Genomic DNA, 20,548 nt, shown 5'->3' with positions numbered 1-20,548 from the left:
TTTCGATGCCGATCTCGCGGTTGGACGTTGGGTTCGCGTCGCGAACCCAACCTACAGAATCAGTGCTATCGCGACCGTCACCAACACCAGCATCACCCCAGCGCCGCTGGTGACCGCGAGCGCCCGGCGGTTGTCGCGCGGCGTCGCCTCCGCCCGGCCGCCATCGCCCATCCAGGAATCGGGTACCACCGTGCCGTGGTACTGCCGCGGCCCGGCCAAAGCCAGGCCGAGGCCGCCGGCCATCGCCGCCTCCGGCCAGCCGGCATTGGGCGAGCGGTGCTTCGGGGCGTCGCCGAGCATCGCCCGCCACGCCGCGCCGATGCGGCCGCCACCGAACGGCGCGGCCAGGGCCAGCAGGGCGCCGCACAGCCGGGCCGGGACCAGGTTGAGAAGATCGTCCAGCCGCGCCGAGGCCCAGCCGAACGCCTCGTGCCGGGCGGTGCGGTGGCCGACCATGCTGTCGGCGGTGTTGACCGCCTTGTAGACCAGGATGCCGGGCAGGCCGAGCAGCGCGAACCAGAAAGCCGGCGCGAACACGCCGTCGGAATAGTTCTCGGCGTCGCTCTCGATCGCGGCGCGGCACACCCCGGCCAGGTCCAGGCTCTGCGGGTCGCGGCCGACGATCATCGACACGGCGCGGCGCCCGCCCTCCAGCCCTTCCAGCTCGCAGGAAGCGGCCACGGCGGCGACATGGTCGTGCAGGCTGCGCTGGGCCAGGAAGATTGCAGCGATCACGATCTCCAGCAGCCAGCCGAAGGGCAGGGCGCGCAGCAGGGCGGAGAGGACCCAGCCGATGCCGCCGGCCAGCAGCACCAGCAGCAGCGTCGCGGCGATGCCGGCGGCCCGGCGCCGGGCCGGGGCGTCGCCGTCATGGTTCAGGCGGCGGTCCAGCCCGCCGATCAGCCGGCCGGCCAGAACGACCGGATGCGGCAGCCGCCGCCACAGCCAGGGCGGGTCGCCGACCAGCGCGTCGAGCAGCAGGGCCGCGGCCAGGATCCAGAGGTGGTGGTAGATGTCGAGCATGCCCACGCTCTGGCCGTCCCGGCCGCCGCGGTCAAGCCCGGCCTGACGGAACGGCCGTCACTGCTTGCCGTAAAGACTCGCGAACAGGACCGCCACGGCAACCGCAGCCAGCGCGACGAGGCCGATCTTGATCCAGCTCCAGGGCCGCTGGCCCTGCACCTCGCCGGTGCGGCCGTTGATCACGAAGCTGTAGGTCTTGCCGCCATAGCGGAAGCTGTTCAGCCAGATCGGCAGCAGGACGTGCTTGAAGGTCACCCCGGCGTAATCGGTCTGCAGGGCGTTGATCATCTGCTGGTTGCCGCCGATGTCGCTGCGGACATCGCCGCGGATCACCGACTCCATCTTCGCCTTCGCCGTCTCGAAGCCGTCGGCCAGGCCGACCTGATAGTGCTGGGCGCCGAAGCCGCTCAGATAGCGCCCGTCATAGGGAATCAGCGCCCCCAGATCCCATGGCTCCAGCCGGTCCAGATAGCCTTCCGGCAGCGATCGGCTGGCCACCACCGTGACATCGTCGAAGTCGCGCGCGACCCGGCCGCTGCACGGCGTCCAGCGCGTCTCGGTCACCGTGCGCGTCTGGTTGCCGTCCCGGACCGTCCGCACGATGGTGATGCCGCGCTGGCCGGTGTAGTCGCTCTGCGTCGCGGCGTCGTAGGTCCAGTACGGCACATACATGCCGATGAAGCCGGCATCGGTCCTGGCCAGGCGCTTCACGTCGTTCGGCGCGAACCACAGGCCTAACAGCCAGGCCTCATATTTCGCCCGCGCCGCCTTGCCGTCGAAGCCGAAGGGCAGCAGGGCGCCGGGCGTCAGATGGGTCACGGCGCGCGGTTCGAGCACGATCGGCGTGCCGCAGAACGGGCAGCGCGACGCCTGGATCGCCGGGTCGAGCTGGAATTCGGCGGCGCAGCGCTTGCAGGAGACGACCGACACGGTCTCGGTCGGCGCCTGCTGCTCCGCATCCGCCAGCCCGGCCGCATAGTCGATCTCGGCGACGGTCGACCAGGGCGAGACGGCGATCGGGTTCTCATGCCCGCAATAGGGGCATTTCAGCACCTGCGTGCCGGGCGCGTATTCGAGCTGCGCGCCGCAGGACGCGCAGGCAAAGGCCATGTCCGCCATGATCCGGAATCAGGCCTGCGGCAGCGGCGGCGGCAGGTCGGTGAACAGCGCGGCCAGGCCAGCGACCTCGCCGGCCTTGCTCCAGCTCGCCATGCCCTGGGTCCAGACCAGGCTGTCGCGGGTCAGGCGACCGTCGCGCACCATCCCCTGCAGCTCGGCTGCCGGGAACGGGCCGGACTGCTTGCCGCCGATGGCGACGTGGTAAGCCTCGGCCCCGGGCAAGGGCGGCGGCGCCGAGCCGGCGGCCGGAGCCGAGGCCTGCTGCACCGCGCCACCCATGGCGGAAGCGAGCCCCCCGGCCGTCGCCATACCGATGCCGATGCCGGCGGCCCCGCCCGGGTTCTCGGCCGCGGCCTTGATCGCCTCGGCGGTCTGAAACTGGGTGTAGCGGCCGAGATCGCCGACCACGCCCATGCTGCTGCGGCGGTCGAGCGCCTTCTCCACCTCCTCGGGCAGCGAGACGTTCTCGACCAGCAGCGTCGCGATCTCCAGGCCGTAGGCGTCGAACTCCGGCTGGATCGCGCCGCGGATGACTTGGCCGACCTTGTCGTAATTGGACGACAGGTCGAGCACGGGGATGCCCGACTTCGCCACCGCCCCGGCGAAGCTGGTGACGATCAGGTTGCGCAGCTGCTCGGTGATCTCGTCGGTGGTGAAGCGGCCGTCGGTGCCGGCGATCTCGCGGATGAAGGCGGCCGGGTCCTTGACCCGGATGGCATAGGTGCCGAAGGCGCGCAGCCGCACCGGCCCGAACTCCGGGTCGCGCAGCATCACCGGGTTCATCGTGCCCCATTTCAGGTCGGTGAACCGCTTGGTGTTGAGGAAATAGACCTCGGCCTTGAACGGGCTCGCGAAGCCGTATTTCCAGCCCTGCAGCGTCGACAGGATCGGCAGGTTCTTGGTCTCCAGCGTATACATGCCGGGCTGGAAGACGTCGGCCACCTTGCCCTCGTTGACGAAGACGGCGACCTGGCTCTCGCGCACCGTCAGCTGGGCGTTGTACTTGATCTCGTTGTTGTGCCGCTCGAAGCGGTAGACGATGGTGTCCTGGGTATCATCGGTCCATTCGATGATGTCGATGAATTCGCCGGCAATCTTGTCCCACAGGGCCATGGCCAATCTCCGTCGCCGGCCCCCCACGGGCCGGATCGCAGGCGGACGATACTATCAGCTTGGGACGAAAAAGAGGCGGAACGGATGGTGACGGTGCGGCCGGCGGGGCCGGGTGATCGCGCAGCGCTGCAGGCGGCGCTGGTCGACATGCAGGAGTACGAGCGGGCGCTGCACGACACCCGCCTGCCGGGCAGCAAGACCGCGTGGCCCTATCTGGACTGGCTCGAGGGCCATGCGGCGGAGCGCGGCGGGCTGGTCCTGGTGGCGGTGTCGGCCGAGGGCGACCTCGCCGGCTTCGCCGCCGGCTGGGTGCAACAGGACGACCTGATCTCCGAGACCGCGGATTCGAACCGCTTCGGCTACGTCTCGGACGTCTACACGGCGCCGGCCTGGCGGGGGCACGGCGTCGCCGGGCGGCTGCTGGCGGCGATCGAGGCCCATCTGCGCGGCACCGGCGTAGTCCGGATGCGGATCGGCGTGCTGGCGAGCAACGACAGCGCCATCCGCGCCTACCGCAAGCACGGCTTCGATCCCTACGAGATGGTGCTGGAGAAGCGGCTGTGACCGCTTGGGCCGGGACGGAGCGCCCCGGCCCGCCGCGACGTTAGCTGCGCGAGTGCGGCTGCGGCGCCCGGGCCGCGGGCGGCGCCAGCTTCACGCCCGGCATGGTGCGGGGCAGGGCGCGCGGGTCGAGCCTGAGGTCGTAGCGCTCGGCCAGAAGCGCGGTGCCCATGATCAAGAGCCCGGTGCCGGAGACGACCAGGAACGGCAGGTACCAGGCCAGGTCGGTCAGCACCATGCCGAGCAGCACCACGCCGGCCGCCGTCTCGGGGATGCCGCTGCCGGCGCCGCTGCGGTAGCCGGAGCGGCGCGAGCTGCCCTTCTTCGGCGTGCGCACGAAGCCGCTGCGCCGGCCGAGGAAGGCCTCGATCACGCCCACCGAGTTCGACAGCGACAGGCCGGCGTTCAGCGCCATGGTGGCCAGCATGTCCATCGCGGCCTGGCCCAGCCGCTCGCGCCGCACGGCGCAGCGGCCGGAGATCAGGAAGGCGGCGGTGCCGGAGATGCCGAGCACGGTCGAGACCACGCCCAGCACGGTCAGCGCCACCGGCTGGTCGAAGCCGATGCTCAGGAACATCAGCGTGTTCACCATCGCCAGCGCGCCGAGCGGGTAGAACAGGCACTGCAGCAGCTGCAGGGTGACCACGACCTTGGTCTTGCGCGGCAGGGCCGAGCGCCAGATCGTCGGCAGCAGCTTGCAGGCGACCTGGGCGAAGCCCTTGGTCCAGCGGAACTGCTGCACCCGCCAGGCGGCGATGCTCGACGGCAGCTCGCCCGGCACGGTGATGTCGGACAGGTAGCGGGCGCGCCAGCCTTTGAGATGGGCGCGCAGGCTGAGGTCGAGGTCTTCGGTCAGCGTGTCGGCCTTCCAGCCGCCGGCGTCCTCGATCGCGGCGCGGCGCCAGATGCCGCAGGTGCCGTTGAAGGGCAGGGGTAGGCCGGTCATGCTGCGGGCCGGCTGCTCGATGCCGAAATGCGCGTCCAGCATCAGCGTCTGGGCGCGGGTCAGGCGGTTCTCGTCGCCGTTCAGATGCTCCCAGCGGCCCTGCACGAAGGCCAGGCGCTTGTCGTTCTCCAGCACGCCGACGGTGCGGCGCAGGAAGTCCGGCCGCGGGATGAAGTCGGCGTCGAAGATCGCGACATAGGGGTGGTCGGTGACGCCCAGCCCGGCATGCAGCGCCCCGGCCTTGAAGCCGATGCGGTCGACCCGGTGAAGGCGGTGGGCGTCGACGCCGGCGGCGCGCAGCTCCTGCACCGCCGCCTCGGCGATCTCGCGGGTCTCGTCGATGCTGTCGTCGAGCAATTGGATCGTCAGCTTGTCCTGCGGCCAGTCGAGGGCCGCGGCGGCGCCGAGGATGCGGCGCACCACATGCCGCTCGTTGAACACCGGAATCTGGATCAGGACCCTGGGCAGGTCAGCGTCCGGGGTCGGGGCCGTTCCCTGATTCGGCAGGCTCTGCCCCTGTGACTGATGCCGCCAGAAGGTGATCGCGAGCCAGAGCAGATTGCATGACAGGAGGCACAATAGCGTCAGCGCGATGGCCAGTAGACCGTAGACGCTGAATTCGAAGATCTCCAAGGGGGTCAAGATGGCCCGGCCTTTTCTTGCGTATAGTCAGAACTCAAAACAGCCGACTCATGTCGTTGTTCCGTCATAGTACCGTATCGGCACCCATGCGACATCAAACGCAGCGGAACGTGGCGTCAGCATGGCAGCCATCGGGCGGCCGGTGGAAACGACTGTCGGAAGGCCTTGAATCGTCGGACTTGTACGATAGGCTGGGCACCGGCCCGCCGTCCCGGGGGCGCGAGAGGAAACCGCCATGACCAAACCCGTCGTCCTCGCCCTGGCCGGCCTGATGCCGGGCCCCTTCGCCGAGCTGGAAGCGAACTGCACCGTGCACCGGCTGTGGGAGGCCGAGGATCGCGAGGGGCTGATCAAGCGCGTGGCGCCGGAGGTCCGCGGCATCGTCACCGGCCCGGGCGTTTCGGCGGAGCTCATGGACCGGTTCCCGGCGCTGGAGATCATCGGCAATTTCGGCGTCGGCTACGACAAGGTCGACACCGTCCATGCCAAGAAGCGCGGCGTCCGCGTCACCAACACCCCCGGCGTGCTCGACGACGAGGTCGCGGATCTCGGCCTGCTGCTGATGCTGGCGACGGCGCGGCGGCTCTGCGTCGGCGACCGCTTCGTCCGCGCCGGCAAATGGACCCAGGGCGGCCTGCCGCTGGCCCGCAGCCTGCGCGGCAAGCGCCTCGGCGTGGTCGGCATGGGCCGGATCGGCCAGGCGGTGGCGGAGCGGGCGAAGGTGTTCGGCCTGTCGATCGCCTGGCACGGGCCGCGGGCGAAGCCGGAGATCGACTCTCCCTATTATCCCGACCTGGTGGCCCTGGCCCGCGACAGCGACGTGCTGGTGCTGTGCTGCCCGGGCGGCGCCGCCACCCACCACATCGTCAACCGGGCGGTGATGGAGGCGCTGGGCCCCGAGGGCATCCTGGTCAACATCGCCCGCGGCACGGTGGTGGACGAGCCGGAGCTGGTCTCGGCCCTGGTCGACGGCCGCCTGGGCGCCGCCGGGCTCGACGTGTTCGAATACGAGCCGAAGGTGCCGGAGGCGCTGTACGGCCTCGACAACGTGGTGCTGCAGCCGCATGTCGGCAGCGCCACGGTCGAGACCCGCAACGCCATGGCCGACCTCGTCGTCCGCAACATTCTGGCCCATTTTGCCGGCCAGCCGCTGCTGACTTCGGTGGTGTGAGGAAGGGGGCGATCTCGCCCCCCTGTTCCGCCTACCGCCCGTTCGCCTTGCGCCAGGCGGCGAAGTCGAGCTTGGTCTGCTCCTCGGTCGCCGGGTAGAGGCCGAGGATCGAGCGGCCCTTCATCACCTCCTCGGTGACGAAATCCTCGAAGGCGGTCATCTCGACCGCCTCGTCGGCGATCTCGTCGGCGATGTTCGCGGGGATCACCACCACGCCCTCGCCGTCGCCGACCACGATGTCGCCGGGGAACACCGGCGCGTCGCCGCAGCCGATCGGCACGTTGATGTCCAGCGCCTGGTGGCGGGTCAGGTTGGTCGGTGCGGCCGGGCGGTTGTGGTAGGCGGGGATGTCGAGCTTCGCGATCTCCGGTGAATCGCGGAAGCCGCCATCGGTGACCACGCCGGCGACGCCGCGCTTCATCAGCCGCGCCACCAGGATCGACCCGGCCGAGGCGGCGCGCGGGTCCTTGCGGCTGTCGATGACGAAGACGGCGCCGGGCGGGCAGTCCTCGACCGCCTTGCGCTGCGGGTGGGCGCGGTCCTGGAACACGCTGAGCGGGTTCAGATCCTCGCGCGCCGGGATGTAGCGCAGGGTGAACGCCTCGCCGACCATCGGCGCGCCCGCTGGATTCAGCGGGTGCACGTCCTGGATGAACTGGTTGCGCAGGCCGCGCTTGAACAGGGCTGTGGTCAGGGTGGCGGTGCTGACGGTCTTCAACTTGTCCCGGGTCTCGGGCTTCAATCCGGTCATTCGATCATCCTCGTTCGGAAGGGTCAGCCGCCGACGGCGCCCTGGGTGCCCACATAGAGCGCGTATACGGATTGGCTGGAGGCCATGAACAGGCGGTTGCGCATCTCGCCGCCGAAGCACAGATTGGCGCAGCGCTCGGGCAGGGCGATCCGGCCGATCGGCTTGCCGTCGGGGTTGAAGATCTTCACCCCGTCCAGTTCGTCGCTGCCCATGCCCCAGCCGCACCAGAGATTGCCGTCGACATCGACGCGCAGTCCGTCCGGCGTGCCGGGGCCGGCGTCGATCAGCACCCGCCGGTTGGCGATGCGCCGGCCGCCCTCGACAACGTCATAGGCGACGATCAGCCGGTTCGGCACGGCGCGGGATTCGACGAGGTAGAGGAGCGACTCGTCGGGCGAGAAGCACAGGCCGTTCGGACCCTTGACGTCCTCGGCGACGACGGTGAGAGCCCCGGTCTCCGCATCGATCCGGTAGACGTTGGCGGGCAGCTCCGGCTCCGCCTTGCGGCCCTCGTAGTTGCCGGTGATGCCGAACGGCGGGTCGGTGAACCAGACCGAGCCGTCGGACTTGACCACGACGTCGTTCGGGGAGTTCAGCCGTTTGCCGTCCAGGCCATCGGCCAGCACGGTGACGGTGCCGTCATATTCGGTGCGGGTGACGCGGCGGCCGAGATGCTCGCAGGTGACCAGCCGCCCCTGGCGGTCGCGGGTGTTGCCGTTGGCGTTGTTGGAGGGCTTCCGGAAGGCGCTGACCGCCCCGGTCTCCTCATCCCATTTCAGGATCCGGTCGTTCGGGATGTCGCTCCACAGAAGGGCACGGCGGTCGCCGAACCAGACCGGCCCCTCGGCCCAGCGGCAGCCGGTGGCGATGCGCTCCACCGCGGCGCTGAAGATCCGATAGGGCGCGAAGCTGGGGTCCAGCACCTGCACCGCCGGGTCGGGGTACCGGGTCGAGGGCGTCCAGCCATCCCGGATCTCATCCTGTCCGCTCATCGCCGGTCCCTTCAGAAGATGTCCGGTTCGGCCACCGGGGCGCCGAAGCCGGTCTCGAGGAAGTCGAAATCGCAGCCCTCATGCGCCTGGCGGATGTGGCGGTTGAACATCCAGCCATAGCCGCGCTCGTAGCGGGGCTGCGGCGGCGTCAGCTCGGCCCGGCGGCGCGCCAGCTCCGCCTCCGGCACCTCCATGTCGATGCGGCGGGCGGCGACGTCGAGGGTGACGATGTCGCCGGTGCGCAGCAGCGCCAGCGGGCCGCCGATATAGGATTCGGGCGAGACATGCAGGATGCAGGCGCCGTAGCTGGTGCCGCTCATCCGCGCGTCGGAGATGCGGACCATGTCGCGGATGCCCTGCTTCACCAGCTTCTTCGGGATCGGCAGCATGCCCCATTCCGGCATGCCCGGCCCGCCCTGGGGCCCGGCGTTGCGCAGCACCAGCACGTGGTCGGCGGTGACGTCCAGGTCGTCGCTGTCGATCGCCGCCTTCATCGCCGGGTAGTCGTCGAACACCAGGGCCGGGCCGCTGTGCTTCAGGAAGCGCGGGGCGCAGGCGCTGGGCTTGATGACGCAGCCATCCGGCGCCAGGTTGCCGCGCAGCACCGCCAGCGCGCCCTCGGCATAGAGCGGGTTGTCGATCGGCCGGATCACGTCCTCGTTGTAGATCTCGGCGCCGGCGATGTTCTCGCCCACGGTCCGGCCGCTGACGGTCAGCGCGTCGAGCTTCAGGTGCCCGCGCAGCCGCGTCATCAACCCCGGCAGGCCGCCGGCATAGAAGAAATCCTCCATCAGGTACTGGTCGCCGCTGGGGCGGACATTGGCGATCACCGGCACCACCCGGCTGGCGGCGTCGAAATCATCCAGCGAGATGTCGTGACCGGCGCGGCGCGCCATGGCGACGAGATGGATGATGGCGTTGGTCGAGCAGCCCATCGCCATCGCCACCACGATCGCGTTCTCGAAGGCGGCGCGGGTCTGGATCCGGGCCGGGACCAGATCCTCCCACACCATCTCGACGATGCGGCGGCCGCAGGTCGAGGCCATGCGGATATGGCCGGCATCGGCGGCCGGGATCGAGGAGGCGCCGGGCATGGTCAGCCCGAGCGCCTCGGTGATCGCGGTCATGGTGCTGGCCGTGCCCATGGTCATGCAGTGGCCATAGCTGCGGGCGATGCCGCCCTCGATGTCGAGCCAGTCCTGGTCGCTGATGTTGCCGGCCCGGCGCTCGTCCCAGAACTTCCAGGCGTCGGAGCCGGAGCCGAGCACCTTGCCCTTCCAGTTGCCGCGCAGCATCGGGCCGGCCGGCATGAAGATCATCGGCAGGCCGGCGCTGGTCGCGCCCATCAGCAGGCCGGGGGTGGTCTTGTCGCAGCCGCCCATCAGCACGGCGCCGTCGACGGGGTGCGAGCGCAGCAGCTCCTCCGCCTCCATCGCCAGCATGTTGCGGTACAGCATGGTGGTCGGCTTGACGAAGCTCTCCGACAGCGACAGCGCCGGCAGCTCCATCGGGAAGCCGCCGGCCTGCAGCACGCCGCGCTTCACATCCTCCACCCGGGTCTTGAAGTGGGCGTGGCAGGGGTTGGCGTCGGACCAGGTGTTGAGGATCGCGATCACCGGCCGGCCGGCCCATTCCTCCGGCGCGTAGCCCATCTGCATGGCGCGGGAGCGGTGGCCGAAGGCGCGCAGGTCGTCGGGCGCGAACCAGCGGGCGCTGCGGAGGGTGTCTGGCGTCTTGCGGCGAATGTCGGTCATGGCTCGCTGCCGTCTGGAGGGATCGGTGGCTGGGGCAGGGGGACTCGGGTCTCGGCAACACTAATGCATTAGTGCATCGGCATCCAGGCAGGTATGATCTGACCATGGCAAACAGTGCGGACCTTCGCAGCATGACCGTCACGGCGATCCAGCTCGACCGCGCCCGGCAGGCGGCGCCGCAGGTCTATGAGCGGCTGCGCGGGCAGATCATCGCGCTGACCCTGGCGCCGGGCTCGGTGCTGGCGCGCAACGAGTTGATGGCGCAGTTCGGGGTCAGCCAGACGCCGATCCGCGACGCCCTGCTGCGGCTGGCGGAGGAGGGGCTGGTCGACATCTTCCCGCAGCACGCCACGGTGGTCAGCCCGATCGACCTGCCGGCGGCGCGGCAGGCGCATTTCCTGCGCCGGTCGGTGGAGCTCGAGGTGGTGCGCAGCCTGGCGCAGCGCGAGGACCGGTCCTTCGTGCCGCGGCTGCAGGCGCTGATCGCCCGCCAGCGCGGCATGCTCGACGCCCAGGATCTCGAGGCCTTCGCCGAGACCGACCAGTCGCTGCACCGCCGGCTGTGCGAGGCGGCGGAGGTGCCGGACCTGTGGGCCCTGATCCGCAGCCGCAGCGGCCATCTCGATCGCCTGCGGCGGCTGCACCTGCCGGCGCCGGGCAAGGCGCAGTCGATCCTGGACGACCATGCCCGCATCCTCGACGCCATCGCCGACGGCGACGCCGACCGGGCGCAGGAGGTGCTGCGCCAGCACCTGTCCGGGACACTGGCGCAGGTCGACGAGATCCGCGCCAGGTTCCCGGATTATGTGAGAGGGTAGACTCAGTCCGGAACCCGCTGCTCCCGCCACCAGACAGAGGCGCCGGCGGCGACGATGACGGCGCAGCCCAGGGTCGGGCGCGCGCCGATCACGTCGCCGAACACCAGCCAGCCAAAAGCCAGGCCGTAGATCAGCTGGCTGTACTGGAACGGCGCCAGGGTGGAGGCGGGGGCCTGGCCGAAGGCCGCGATCAGCAGGGTGTGCGACAGCAGGCCCAGCAGCCCCATGGCCACCATCAGGCCCCAGCCGGCCGCGTCGGGCGGCGTCCAGACGAAAGGCTGCGCCAGGCTCAGCAGCACCGTCCCGACCAGCGCGGTGATGAACAGGGTGGTGCGGGGATCCTCGCCGTCCAGGCGCCGCGTGGCGACCAGGCCGATCGCCCAGAACAGCGCCGACCCGAAGGCGACCAGGCCGCCGACGAATCCGACACCGTCGCCGCTGGGCCAGACGATGATCAGCATGCCGGCGAAGCCGGCCGCCACCGCGGCCCAGCGGTGCGGGCCGACATGCTCGCCCAGGAACAGCACCGACAGCACGATCACCAGCAGCGGCGCGACGAAGGAGATGGCGAACAGGTCGGCCAGCGGCATCAGGCTGAAGCCGACGATCGCGAGCACCGCGGAGGCCAGCAGCGCCAGGGCGCGCGCCAGTTGCAGCGCCGGCCGGGCGGTCGCGGCCATCCGCCGGAAGCAGGCGGGACCCGCGATCAGCAGCATCGGCAGCGCATGGAAGGTGTAGCGCGCCCAGGTCACCTGGATCGGGTCGTAGCTGCCGGTCAGCACCTTGGACACGGTGTCCATGGTGGTGAAGCTGCCCATCGCCGCCAGCATGAGCAGCATGCCGGCGGCGGGGGCGGCCGCGGTCCGCGGCAGGGCGGTCATGGCCTGCGGGTCCGTCAGGGCGTCTGCACGCCCCGCGTGTTCAGGTAGACCGCCCGCAGCGAGGTCGTGGCGCAGATGAACAGGCGATTCTTCTTGACCCCGCCGAAGCAGACATTGGCCACCACCTCCGGCACCTTGATCTTGCCGATCAGCGCGCCGTCCGGGGCGTAGCAATGCACGCCGTCGCCGGCGCTGGTCCAGATGTTGCCGTGATGGTCCAGGCGGAGGCCGTCGAACATGCCGAAGGTGCAGTCGGCGAAGACCTCGCCGCCGGCCAGCGTGCCGTCGTCGCGCAGTTGGAAGCGGCGGATGTGCTTGGGCCCGTTCGGGTCGTGGCTGGCGCCGGTGTCGGCGACGTAGAGCAGCTTCTCGTCCGGCGAGAAGGCGATGCCGTTCGGCTTGACGAAATCGGTGGCGATGGCCTTCAGCGCCCCCGATTTCGGGTCGAAGCGGTAGACGTGGCAGCCATCCTGCTCGATCTCGGACTGGTGGCCTTCGTATTCCGACAGGATGCCGTAGGACGGATCGGTGAACCACACCGTGTCGTCCGACTTCACCACCACGTCGTTCGGCGAGTTCAGGCGCTTGCCGTTGTGGCTGTCGGCCAGGACGGTGACGCGGCCGTCATGCTCGGTGCGGCTGACGCGGCGGCCGCCATGCTCGCAGGACACCAGCCGGCCCTGGCGGTCACGGGTGTGGCCGTTGGTGTAGTTCGACGGGTTACGATAGACGCTGACGCTGCCGTCGGTCTCGTCCCAGCGCATGATCCGGTTGTTCGGGATGTCGCTCCACAGCAGGGTGCGGGCGTCGCCGAACCAGACCGGCCCTTCCGACCAGCGCAGCCCGATGTCGCTGGCCAGCACGTCGATATGGACATTGCCCATGACATAGCCCGCGAAGCGCTTGTCCAGCACCTCGAAACAGGGGTCGAGCATCCCGGTTTCCTCCCTTGGCCCGGGCCTGGCCCGGACGGTCCCATTGATCGGACATAACCGGCCGGAGTGTTGCGCCCCGCTGCGGGACCCGTCAACGATTCGGCGGATGAAAAATCGGTCAGGCTGTAGAGCGGCCGCCGCGGCCATACAGCACCAGCATCAGGATAATGACCAGGCCATAGATGATCTGCCGCCCGGCCTCCGGCATCTGCATCACCGACAGCACGCTCTGCAGCAGCACGATCAGGATGGTGCCGACCACGGTGCCGGCATAGCGGCCCTGGCCGCCCAGGATGTTGGTGCCGCCGATCACCACCGCGGCGATGGCGGGCAGCAGGTAGGGGTCGCCCATCGCCTGATAGGCCTTGCTGGAATAGCCGGAGAGCAGGATGCCGGCCACCGCCGAGCACAGCCCGCACAGGATGAAGCCGCCGAGGATGACGAGCCGGGTGTTGACGCCGGACAGGTAGGCCGCGGACTCGCGGTTGCCGATGGCGTAGATGTAGCGGCCCATCGGCGTGCGGGTCAGCAGGAAGACGATGCCGAGCGACAGCAGGGCCCAGACGAACACCGCCATCGGGATCCCCAGCACCTCTGTCTTGGCCAGGAACTGCATCGGCGGCGTGGCCATGGTGGTTGGCGAGAAGCCGCCGGTCAGCATCACCATCAGCCCGCGCAGCACGGTGTTGACGCCGAGGGTGAAGATCATCGACGGCACGCGCAGGAAGGCGACTCCGAGGCCATTGAACAGCCCGACCAGGGCGCCGACCGCCAGGCCGACCGGGATCGCCTCGGGCCCGCCGATCGCGGTCGCCAGCATGGCCGAGGCGGCGACGGTCCATGGCACCGACAGGTCGATATGGCCCATCAGGATCACCAGCATCATCCCGGCGGCGACCACGCCGAGGAAGGAGGCGACCTTGAGCTGCTGCAGCAGGTAGGTCGGCGACAGGAAGGTGGCCGTGCCCTGGGTGATCGCGGTGTAGGCGGTGCCCGCCGCCAGGATCAGGATGACGAAGCCGCAGGCCACCAGGATCGGCCGGTCGATGGAGCGGAGATAGGCTTGCATCGGTCCTCCGCTACCCGAACAGCTGCAGGCGGTTCTTGACCGTGAACACCCGGGCGGCGCCCAGCGAGACCGCGGCCAGCAGGATGATGCCCTCGGACAGCGGCTGCAGCAGCGGGTTGGCCAGGAAGCCGACGATGCTGTCCTCCGGCACCACGCGGAAGCAGAACGAGATGGCGCGCAGCACCATGACGCCGATGATGGAGGCGACGGCGCCGCCCGATCCGCCGAACAGCGAGGTGCCGCCGATCACCACCGCGGCGATCGAGTTGAGGGTGTAGCCGCCGGCCATCGGCGTGTCGGCGTTGCCGCTGCCGGTCTGCAGCGCCAGATAGACCCCGGCGATCGCGGCGAACAGCCCGGCCAGGGTGAAGGCCGCCAGCTTCGACCGGTCGATGGCGACGCCGGACATGAAGGCCGCCTGCTCGGACGACCCGATGGCGTAGCAGCCGCGCCCGGTCACCGAGTTCTTGAACGGCAGCCAGACCAGCAGCACCACCAGCACGATCAGGATCATCGGCACCGGGATCGCCTGGATCGCCTGGAACCAGCCCGGCAGGTCGCCGCCCCACCAGCCATAGGTGTCGGCCACGTCGAACAGCGTGTTGGTGGCGGCCCAGGACAGGTCGCTGTCGACCGCGCCGCCAGGGGTCGGGCGCAGGAACAGGGCGATGCCGATCAGCACCGCCCCGGTCGCCAGCGTGGCGATGATCGGCTGGATCCGGCCGTAGACCACCAGGGCGCCGTTGACGAAACCGGCCAGCAGGCCGGCGCAGAGACACAGCACGATGCCGAAGGCCAGCTCCCAGCCGCTGCCGGTCAGGAGATGCGAGGCCAGGCAGTTCACCATCGTCATCAGCGGCCCGACGGAGAGGTCGAGCCCGCCCAGCAGCACCGGCACCGTCTGGGCCATCGCCACCAAAGCCAGGGTGAAGGTCTCGTTTGCGTTCTGGACGATCAGGTCGGCGCTGCCGCCGCGCGGATGCTGGTAGGAGTAGAGGCCGTAGAACAGCACGAACAGGGCGATGGCCAGCAGCAGGCCGCCCTGGCGCGAGGCGCGGTGGAGCAGGTTGGTCATGCCGGCATCGCCTCCGCCGCCTGGCCGTTGGTCTCGAGGTTCAGGGCGCTGGCGACGATGTTGGTCTCAGTGATCGCGCCACCCTCCAGCGTCCGGATCACCCGTCCGCCATACAGGATCAGCACCCGGTCGCAGCAGCCGATCAGCTCGTCATAGTCGGTGGAATAGAACAGGATCGAGGTGCCGGCCGCCGCCAGGTCGTGCAGCAGCTGGTAGATCTCCTGCTTGGTGCCGACATCGATGCCGCGGGTCGGGTCGTTCAGCAGGACGATGCGGGCCTCGGTCAGCAGCCATTTGGCGATCGCCACCTTCTGCTGGTTGCCGCCGGACAGGGTGCCGACCGCGGCGTCGGCCGACCCGATCTTGATCCGCAGCGCCTCGACCATGCGGGCGATGCTGTCCGCTTCGCGCTTGCGGTCGATGACGCCGCCCCGGGCCATGCCGCCCAGGGCCGCGAGGGTGATGTTCTCGCCGACCGACATCGGCAGCAGCAGCCCCTCGGTCTTGCGGTCCTCCGGGATCAGCGCCATGCGGATGCCGGCGCTCTTGGCCTTGCTCGGGCTGCCGATCCGCACCGGCCGGCCGTCGACCAGCACGCTGCCCTCGACCCCGCGCAGCACGCCGAACAGGGCCAGCAGCAGCTCGCGCTGGCCCTGGCCGTCCAGCCCGCCGAGGCCGACGATCTCGCCGCGGCCGACGGTCAGCGAGATGTCGGCCAGGCGATGGCCCCAGCGCAGGCCGCGGGTCTCCAGCACCGGGGACGGCGCCTCGGTCCGGACCGGCTTCGGCGGATAGACGTTGTGGATCTCGCGGCCGATCAGCATCCGCACCACCTCGTCGTCGCTGCGCGCCCCGGCCGGGAAGGTGTCGATGTGCCGGCCGTTGCGGAACACCGAGCAGGTGTCGCACAGCGCCTTGATCTCCGGCATCCGATGGGAAATATAGAGGATCCCTAGCCCCTCGCGGCGCAGCCGGTGCAGCAGGGCATAGACCTTCTCGACATCCGCCGCGGTCAGGGCCGAGGTCGCCTCGTCGAGGATCAAGAGGCGCGGGTCGCGCCCCAGCGCCTTGGCGATCTCGACCATCTGCCGGCGCGACAGGGGCAGCGCCTTGACCGGCAGCCGTGGGTCGATGTCGGCGCAGCCGATCCGCGCCAGCAGCTCCTCCGCCCGCCGCCGCTGGGCCTGGTGGTCGATCAGGCCGAGGCGCCGGGGCGGCCGGGTGATGCAGATGTTGTCGGCAACCGACAAATCCGGCACCAGCGACAGCTCCTGGAACACGCAGACGACGCCGGCCGCATTCGCCGCCTGCGGCGAGGCGAAGCTGGCCGGGCGGTCGTCGATCAGCATCTCGCCGGCGCTGGGCTGCACCACCCCGGCGATGATCTTGATCAGCGTGCTCTTGCCGGCCCCGTTCTCGCCCAGGACTCCGTGGATCGACCCGGCGCGGGCCGCAAACTCCACCTCGCGCAGCGCGTGCACGCCGCCGTAATGCTTGCTGACCCCGGTCAGGCGCACCAACGGCGGCGTGTCCGCGGCGACGGTCATTGCCGACGCCACCGTGCTTACTTGTTCTCGGCGGTCTGGGCCATGATCTGCGGCGCCGTGAAGGTGATGCCGCAGGGTTCGAACGCGTTCGGCGCGAAGAAGTCGACCGTCAGGTTCGACCAGTAGTTCTCGCCGTCCTTCAGCGTCTTGTAGTCCGCCACCGGGATCGGGATCGACACCATCTGCGGCATCGTCTCGCCCTTCAGCGCGGCGATCGCCGCCTTGGTGGCGATGGCGACGAGGGCCGGAGACTGGCCGTAGGACAAGCCCTTCAGCCCTTCGCCCTGGAATTGGGCGATCTGCTGCCGGAACAGGTTCTCGCCTTCGCCCGACATCGGCACGAACGGATGCTTGGCATCGATCAGCGCCTGCACCGTGCCGTTCGACCCGCCCTGGGTGAAGATGCCGTCGAAATGACCGTGCACGGCCAGCGCATCGGCCGTGGCCTTCTGCGAATCGCCCGGCGCCCAGTTGCCGACGACCTCGACGATGTCGAAGGGCTTGGCCGCCTCCTTCATCGTCTTCTGGAAGCCCTCGTGCCGGTCGCGGTCGACCGAGTTGCCGGGCAGGCCGCGCACCTCGAGGATCTTGCCGCCATTGGGGATGTGGTCGATCAGGAACTTGGCCGACATCACCCCCATTTCCCACTGGTCCTCGTTGATCTGCATCACCTCTTTGGTGTCGAGGACATTGTCGAACGGCACCAGCACGACGTTCTTGCGGTTGGCCAGCTTGATCACCCGGTCGAAGCCGGTCGGGCTGACCGCGATGGTGACGATGGCGTCGAAGCCCTGGTTGATGAAGTCCTCGATCGTGCCCAGCTGCGCCGCGGCGTCGGTGCCGGTGGAGACGACCTTGAACTCCTTGATGTCCTTGGCGACCTCCGGCAGGGCGGCATAGGCCTTGGCGGTCTGGATCATCTGGATGCGCCAGATGTTGCCGACGAAGCCGTTGACCAGGGCGATGCGGTACGGCCCCGGGCGGGCGTCCCATTTGAAGAACTTGGTGTCCTTGGCCCAGGGCGCGAAGCATCCGGGCAGATAGCCCGGCCCGTCCACCGTCTTCGGCGCCGCGACAGCGAGGGCGGTCAGGGCCGTGGTGGAGAGAATGACAGCCGCGGCGACCGCGGCGAAACGGTGAAGCAGCATATGGGTCCTCCCTGAAATGGGTCTATTGCCCGGCGAACGATTCAAACTCGTCCGACTTATTTAACGGCCGAAATGTTGCGCCGATCGGGGACAGCCGTCAATTCATCAGACAGAATGCAGCGTCGTTCCCATCTCTTCAGGAGGATGGCGCGGCCCAAAAGTCCGACGTAAAGTAGCGGCCGCCCAAGATCCGCCAGGCAAGCCCAAGAACGCGTGCAAAACCGATGCCCAGCCCCAGCCTCTTCATCCGCCTGAACCGCGACGACAATGTCGTTCTCGCCCGCGCCGACATCACGCCGGGCACGCCGATCCCGGAGGAGGGGGTGACCACCGCCGGCCACATCCCGGCCGGCCACAAGATGGCGACCCGGCCGATCGCGGCGGGCGAGCCGATCCGGCGCTACAACCAGATCATCGGCTTCGCCACCGAGGCGATCGGGACCGGCGAGCACGTCCATGTCCAGAACTGCGCCATGGGCGATTTCGAGCGCGACTACGCCTTCTGCGCCGACGCCAAGCCGACCGCGATGCTGCCGGAAGCCGAGCGCGCGACCTTCCAGGGCTTCCGCCGCGCCAACGGCAAGGTCGGTACCCGCAACTACATCGGCATCCTGTCGTCAGTGAACTGCTCGGCCACCACCAGCCGGATGATCGCCGCGCATTTCGAGCGCTCCGGCGTGCTGGAGCAGTTCCCGCATGTCGACGGCGTGGTGGCGATCACCCATTCGACCGGCTGCGGCATGGCGGATTCGGGCGAAGGCTACGACAACCTGCAGCGCACCCTCTGGGGCTACGCCCGCAACCCGAACTTCGCGGGCGTGCTGATGATCGGGCTGGGCTGTGAGGTCAACCAGATCGACTTCCTGCTCGACGCCTACCAGATCGAGCGCGGGCCGCTGTTCCAGACCATGAACATCCAGAACCTGGGCGGCACGCGGAAGACGGTCGACCACTGCATCGCCAGGGTGATGGAGATGCTGCCGGAGGCCGACCGCGCCCGGCGCGAGACCGTGCCGGCCAGCGAGCTGATGGTGGCGCTGCAATGCGGCGGCTCGGACGGCTATTCCGGCATCTCGGCCAACCCGGCGCTGGGCGCCGCGGTCGACCTCTTGATCCGCCACGGCGGCAGCGCCGTGCTGTCGGAGACGCCGGAGATCTACGGCGCCGAGCATCTGCTGACCCGGCGTGCGGTCAACCGCCAGGTCGGCGAGAAGCTGATCGCCCGGATCAAGTGGTGGGAGGGCTACACCAGCCGCAACGGCGGCGAGATGAACAACAATCCGTCGCCGGGCAACAAGCGCGGCGGCCTGACCACGATCCTGGAGAAGTCACTGGGCGCCGCGGCCAAGGGCGGCACCACCAACCTGGTCGAGGTCTACAAATACGCCGAGCAGATGACGGCCAAGGGCTTCGTGTTCATGGACACGCCCGGCTACGACCCGGCCTCGGCCACCGGCCAGGTGGCGGGCGGGGCGCAGATCGTCTGCTTCACCACCGGCCGCGGCTCGGTCTCCGGCTTCAAGCCGGCGCCCTGCATCAAGGTCGCCACCAACTCCACCATGTACCGGCACATGGAGGAGGACATGGACATCAACTGCGGCACCATCATCGACGGCGACGAGTCGATTGAGCAGGCCGGCCGCCGCATTTTCGAGATGTTCCTGGCCGTGGCCTCGGGCGCAGAGACCAAGAGCGAGGCCCAGGGCTTCGGCGACAACGAGTTCGTGCCCTGGCAGATCGGCGCGGTGATGTGAACGGCGGCAACGCCGGACGAGAAGAGAAGCGGGAAGGGATACCCATGAAGAACACCATCTCCGTCGCGGCCTGCCTGCCGGCGGATGCCGACCGCGCCACCCTGGTCGGCCGGGTCTGGCTGCCGCAGGTCGAAGGGCCGGCGGTGGTGGCGCTGCGCGGTGGCCAGGTGATCGACATCACCCGGGCCGCGCCGACCGTCGCCGACCTGATCTCGGCCGCCGACCCGGCCGCGCTGGCCAAGGCCGATGGGCCCGTGATCGGCAGCGTCGCCGACCTGCTGGCCAATGCCGACGAGACCGCGCGCGACACGTCGAAGCCCTGGCCGCTGGCGCCGATCGACCTGCAGGCGGTGAAGGCGGCGGGCGTCACCTTCGTCGCCTCGATGCTGGAGCGGGTGATCGAGGAGCAGGCGCGCGGCGACGCCACCAAGGCCGACGCCATCCGCCAGCGCATCGTCTCGATCATCGGCGACGACCTCGCCGCGATCCGGCCCGGCTCGGCCGACGCGCAGCGAATCAAGGACGTGCTGCTGTCCCAGAACGCCTGGTCGCAGTATCTCGAGGTCGGCATCGGCCCGGACGCCGAGATCTTCACCAAGAGCCAGCCGATGTCCTCAGTCGGCCTCGGCGCCGAGATCGGCATCCTCGCGATCTCGACCTGGAACAATCCCGAGCCCGAGATCGTGCTGGTGGTGGCGCCGAGCGGCAAGGTCGTCGGCGCCACGCTGGGCAACGACGTCAACCTGCGCGACCTCGAAGGCCGCAGCGCCCTGCTGCTCGGCAAGGCCAAGGACAACAACGCATCCTGCGCCATCGGCCCCTTCATCCGGCTGTTCGACGGCGGCTTCGGCATCGACGACATCCGCAAGGCGGACCTGGCGATGGCCGTGCACGGGCCCGAGGGCTACACCCTGCAGGGCCACAGCTCGATCTCCAAGATCAGCCGCGACCCGCTCGACCTCGCCGGCCAGATGCTGGGCCCGAACCATCAGTATCCGGACGGGGCGGTGCTGTTCCTCGGCACCATGTTCGCGCCGACCGACGACCGCGACGCGCCGGGCATGGGCTTCACCCACAAGATCGGCGACATCGTCACCATCTCGACCCCGAGCCTGGGGACGCTGGTGAACCGGGTGAACCACAGCGACAAGATCGCGCCCTGGACCTTCGGCGCCCGGGCGCTGATGGCCAGCCTGGTGAAGCGCGGGCTGCTGTGAGGCCCGCGGCCGGGTTCGCTCCTGGCGGACCC

The 20,548-nt window shown here is 69.5% G+C and carries 18 protein-coding genes; 5 read left to right on the top strand and 13 right to left on the bottom strand.

What is annotated here, in order from left to right; all coding sequences use genetic code 11:
* Positions 1 to 51: 51 nt before the first annotated feature.
* From cbiB to ACTOWL_RS10225, 3 genes are read right to left on the bottom strand one after another with little or no spacing between them, the layout of a single operon-like run.
* A complete protein-coding gene (gene cbiB, locus ACTOWL_RS10235; RefSeq protein WP_441321118.1) occupies positions 52 to 1,023 on the bottom strand; it encodes an adenosylcobinamide-phosphate synthase CbiB in 972 nt (323 codons plus the stop codon).
* A 57-nt stretch (positions 1,024 to 1,080) separates the two neighbouring features.
* A complete protein-coding gene (locus tag ACTOWL_RS10230; protein ID WP_441321117.1) occupies positions 1,081 to 2,133 on the bottom strand; it encodes a hypothetical protein in 1,053 nt (350 codons plus the stop codon).
* A gap of 18 nt (positions 2,134 to 2,151) precedes the next feature.
* Positions 2,152 to 3,255 (bottom strand): SPFH domain-containing protein, encoded by a 1,104-nt coding sequence (locus tag ACTOWL_RS10225; protein WP_441321116.1) that lies wholly within the window; start codon positions 3,253 to 3,255, stop codon positions 2,152 to 2,154.
* 84 nt (positions 3,256 to 3,339) lie between these two features.
* On the opposite strand from ACTOWL_RS10225, the gene ACTOWL_RS10220 reads away from it, so the two are divergent.
* The gene (locus ACTOWL_RS10220; protein ID WP_441321115.1) at positions 3,340 to 3,819 is read left to right on the top strand and encodes a GNAT family N-acetyltransferase; all 480 of its coding nucleotides are present in this window, start codon (positions 3,340 to 3,342) and stop codon (positions 3,817 to 3,819) included.
* A gap of 40 nt (positions 3,820 to 3,859) precedes the next feature.
* Here the strand turns inward: ACTOWL_RS10220 and ACTOWL_RS10215 are convergent, their stop codons facing one another.
* Positions 3,860 to 5,404, bottom strand: a complete 1,545-nt coding sequence (locus ACTOWL_RS10215; protein ID WP_441321114.1) for a glycosyltransferase — start codon at positions 5,402 to 5,404, stop codon at positions 3,860 to 3,862.
* Positions 5,405 to 5,639: 235 nt separating this feature from the next.
* Here ACTOWL_RS10215 and ACTOWL_RS10210 point away from each other — a divergent pair, with 235 nt between their 5' ends.
* Positions 5,640 to 6,575 carry a 2-hydroxyacid dehydrogenase gene (locus ACTOWL_RS10210; RefSeq protein ID WP_441321113.1) on the top strand — a complete coding sequence of 312 codons (936 nt, stop codon included), beginning with the start codon at positions 5,640 to 5,642 and terminating at the stop codon, positions 6,573 to 6,575.
* A gap of 31 nt (positions 6,576 to 6,606) precedes the next feature.
* Here ACTOWL_RS10210 and ACTOWL_RS10205 read toward each other — a convergent pair whose 3' ends face one another.
* Genes ACTOWL_RS10205 through araD form a run of 3 tightly spaced genes read right to left on the bottom strand, consistent with a single transcriptional unit; the run spans position 6,607 to position 10,072 of the window.
* Positions 6,607 to 7,326: a ribonuclease activity regulator RraA gene (locus ACTOWL_RS10205; RefSeq protein WP_441321112.1), complete on the bottom strand. Its 720-nt coding sequence runs from the start codon at positions 7,324 to 7,326 to the stop codon at positions 6,607 to 6,609.
* Positions 7,327 to 7,349: 23 nt separating this feature from the next.
* The gene (locus tag ACTOWL_RS10200; protein ID WP_441321111.1) at positions 7,350 to 8,318 is read right to left on the bottom strand and encodes an SMP-30/gluconolactonase/LRE family protein; all 969 of its coding nucleotides are present in this window, start codon (positions 8,316 to 8,318) and stop codon (positions 7,350 to 7,352) included.
* A gap of 11 nt (positions 8,319 to 8,329) precedes the next feature.
* Positions 8,330 to 10,072, bottom strand: a complete 1,743-nt coding sequence (araD, locus tag ACTOWL_RS10195; RefSeq protein ID WP_441321110.1) for an L-arabinonate dehydratase — start codon at positions 10,070 to 10,072, stop codon at positions 8,330 to 8,332.
* Positions 10,073 to 10,176: 104 nt separating this feature from the next.
* On the opposite strand from araD, the gene ACTOWL_RS10190 reads away from it, so the two are divergent.
* Entirely contained in the window at positions 10,177 to 10,890 is a 714-nt protein-coding gene (locus tag ACTOWL_RS10190; RefSeq protein WP_441321109.1) for a GntR family transcriptional regulator, read from the top strand.
* Between the two features lie 2 nt (positions 10,891 to 10,892).
* On the opposite strand, the gene ACTOWL_RS10185 is transcribed toward ACTOWL_RS10190, so the two are convergent.
* The 6 genes from ACTOWL_RS10185 to ACTOWL_RS10160 all read right to left on the bottom strand — a co-directional run bounded on the left by ACTOWL_RS10185 (position 10,893) and on the right by ACTOWL_RS10160 (position 17,545).
* Entirely contained in the window at positions 10,893 to 11,771 is an 879-nt protein-coding gene (locus tag ACTOWL_RS10185; RefSeq protein WP_441321108.1) for a DMT family transporter, read from the bottom strand.
* 14 nt (positions 11,772 to 11,785) lie between these two features.
* Positions 11,786 to 12,706: an SMP-30/gluconolactonase/LRE family protein gene (locus tag ACTOWL_RS10180; RefSeq protein WP_441321107.1), complete on the bottom strand. Its 921-nt coding sequence runs from the start codon at positions 12,704 to 12,706 to the stop codon at positions 11,786 to 11,788.
* 118 nt (positions 12,707 to 12,824) lie between these two features.
* Positions 12,825 to 13,775: an ABC transporter permease gene (locus tag ACTOWL_RS10175; protein ID WP_441321106.1), complete on the bottom strand. Its 951-nt coding sequence runs from the start codon at positions 13,773 to 13,775 to the stop codon at positions 12,825 to 12,827.
* A gap of 10 nt (positions 13,776 to 13,785) precedes the next feature.
* Complete coding sequence (locus ACTOWL_RS10170; RefSeq protein WP_441321105.1) at positions 13,786 to 14,850, bottom strand: ABC transporter permease; 1,065 nt, start codon at positions 14,848 to 14,850, stop codon at positions 13,786 to 13,788.
* On the bottom strand, positions 14,847 to 16,397 hold the full coding sequence (locus ACTOWL_RS10165; RefSeq protein ID WP_441321104.1) for a sugar ABC transporter ATP-binding protein: 1,551 nt from the start codon (positions 16,395 to 16,397) through the stop codon (positions 14,847 to 14,849). The genes ACTOWL_RS10170 and ACTOWL_RS10165 overlap by 4 nt, the downstream gene beginning before the upstream one ends.
* Before the next feature lie 17 nt (positions 16,398 to 16,414).
* Entirely contained in the window at positions 16,415 to 17,545 is a 1,131-nt protein-coding gene (locus ACTOWL_RS10160) for a sugar ABC transporter substrate-binding protein (RefSeq protein ID WP_441321103.1), read from the bottom strand.
* Between the two features lie 224 nt (positions 17,546 to 17,769).
* Between ACTOWL_RS10160 and ACTOWL_RS10155 the strand changes: the two genes are divergently transcribed.
* Positions 17,770 to 19,299 (top strand): UxaA family hydrolase, encoded by a 1,530-nt coding sequence (locus ACTOWL_RS10155; protein WP_441321102.1) that lies wholly within the window; start codon positions 17,770 to 17,772, stop codon positions 19,297 to 19,299.
* A 44-nt stretch (positions 19,300 to 19,343) separates the two neighbouring features.
* Positions 19,344 to 20,516 carry a fumarylacetoacetate hydrolase family protein gene (locus ACTOWL_RS10150; protein WP_441321101.1) on the top strand — a complete coding sequence of 391 codons (1,173 nt, stop codon included), beginning with the start codon at positions 19,344 to 19,346 and terminating at the stop codon, positions 20,514 to 20,516.
* Positions 20,517 to 20,548 lie beyond the last annotated feature (32 nt).

Origin of the sequence: Inquilinus sp. CA228 (genome assembly GCF_052078665.1) — a bacterium.
GTDB lineage: Bacteria > Pseudomonadota > Alphaproteobacteria > DSM-16000 > Inquilinaceae > Inquilinus.
Note: the sequence above shows the minus strand (reverse complement) of the source record. Positions and strands in the feature narration are given on the sequence as shown.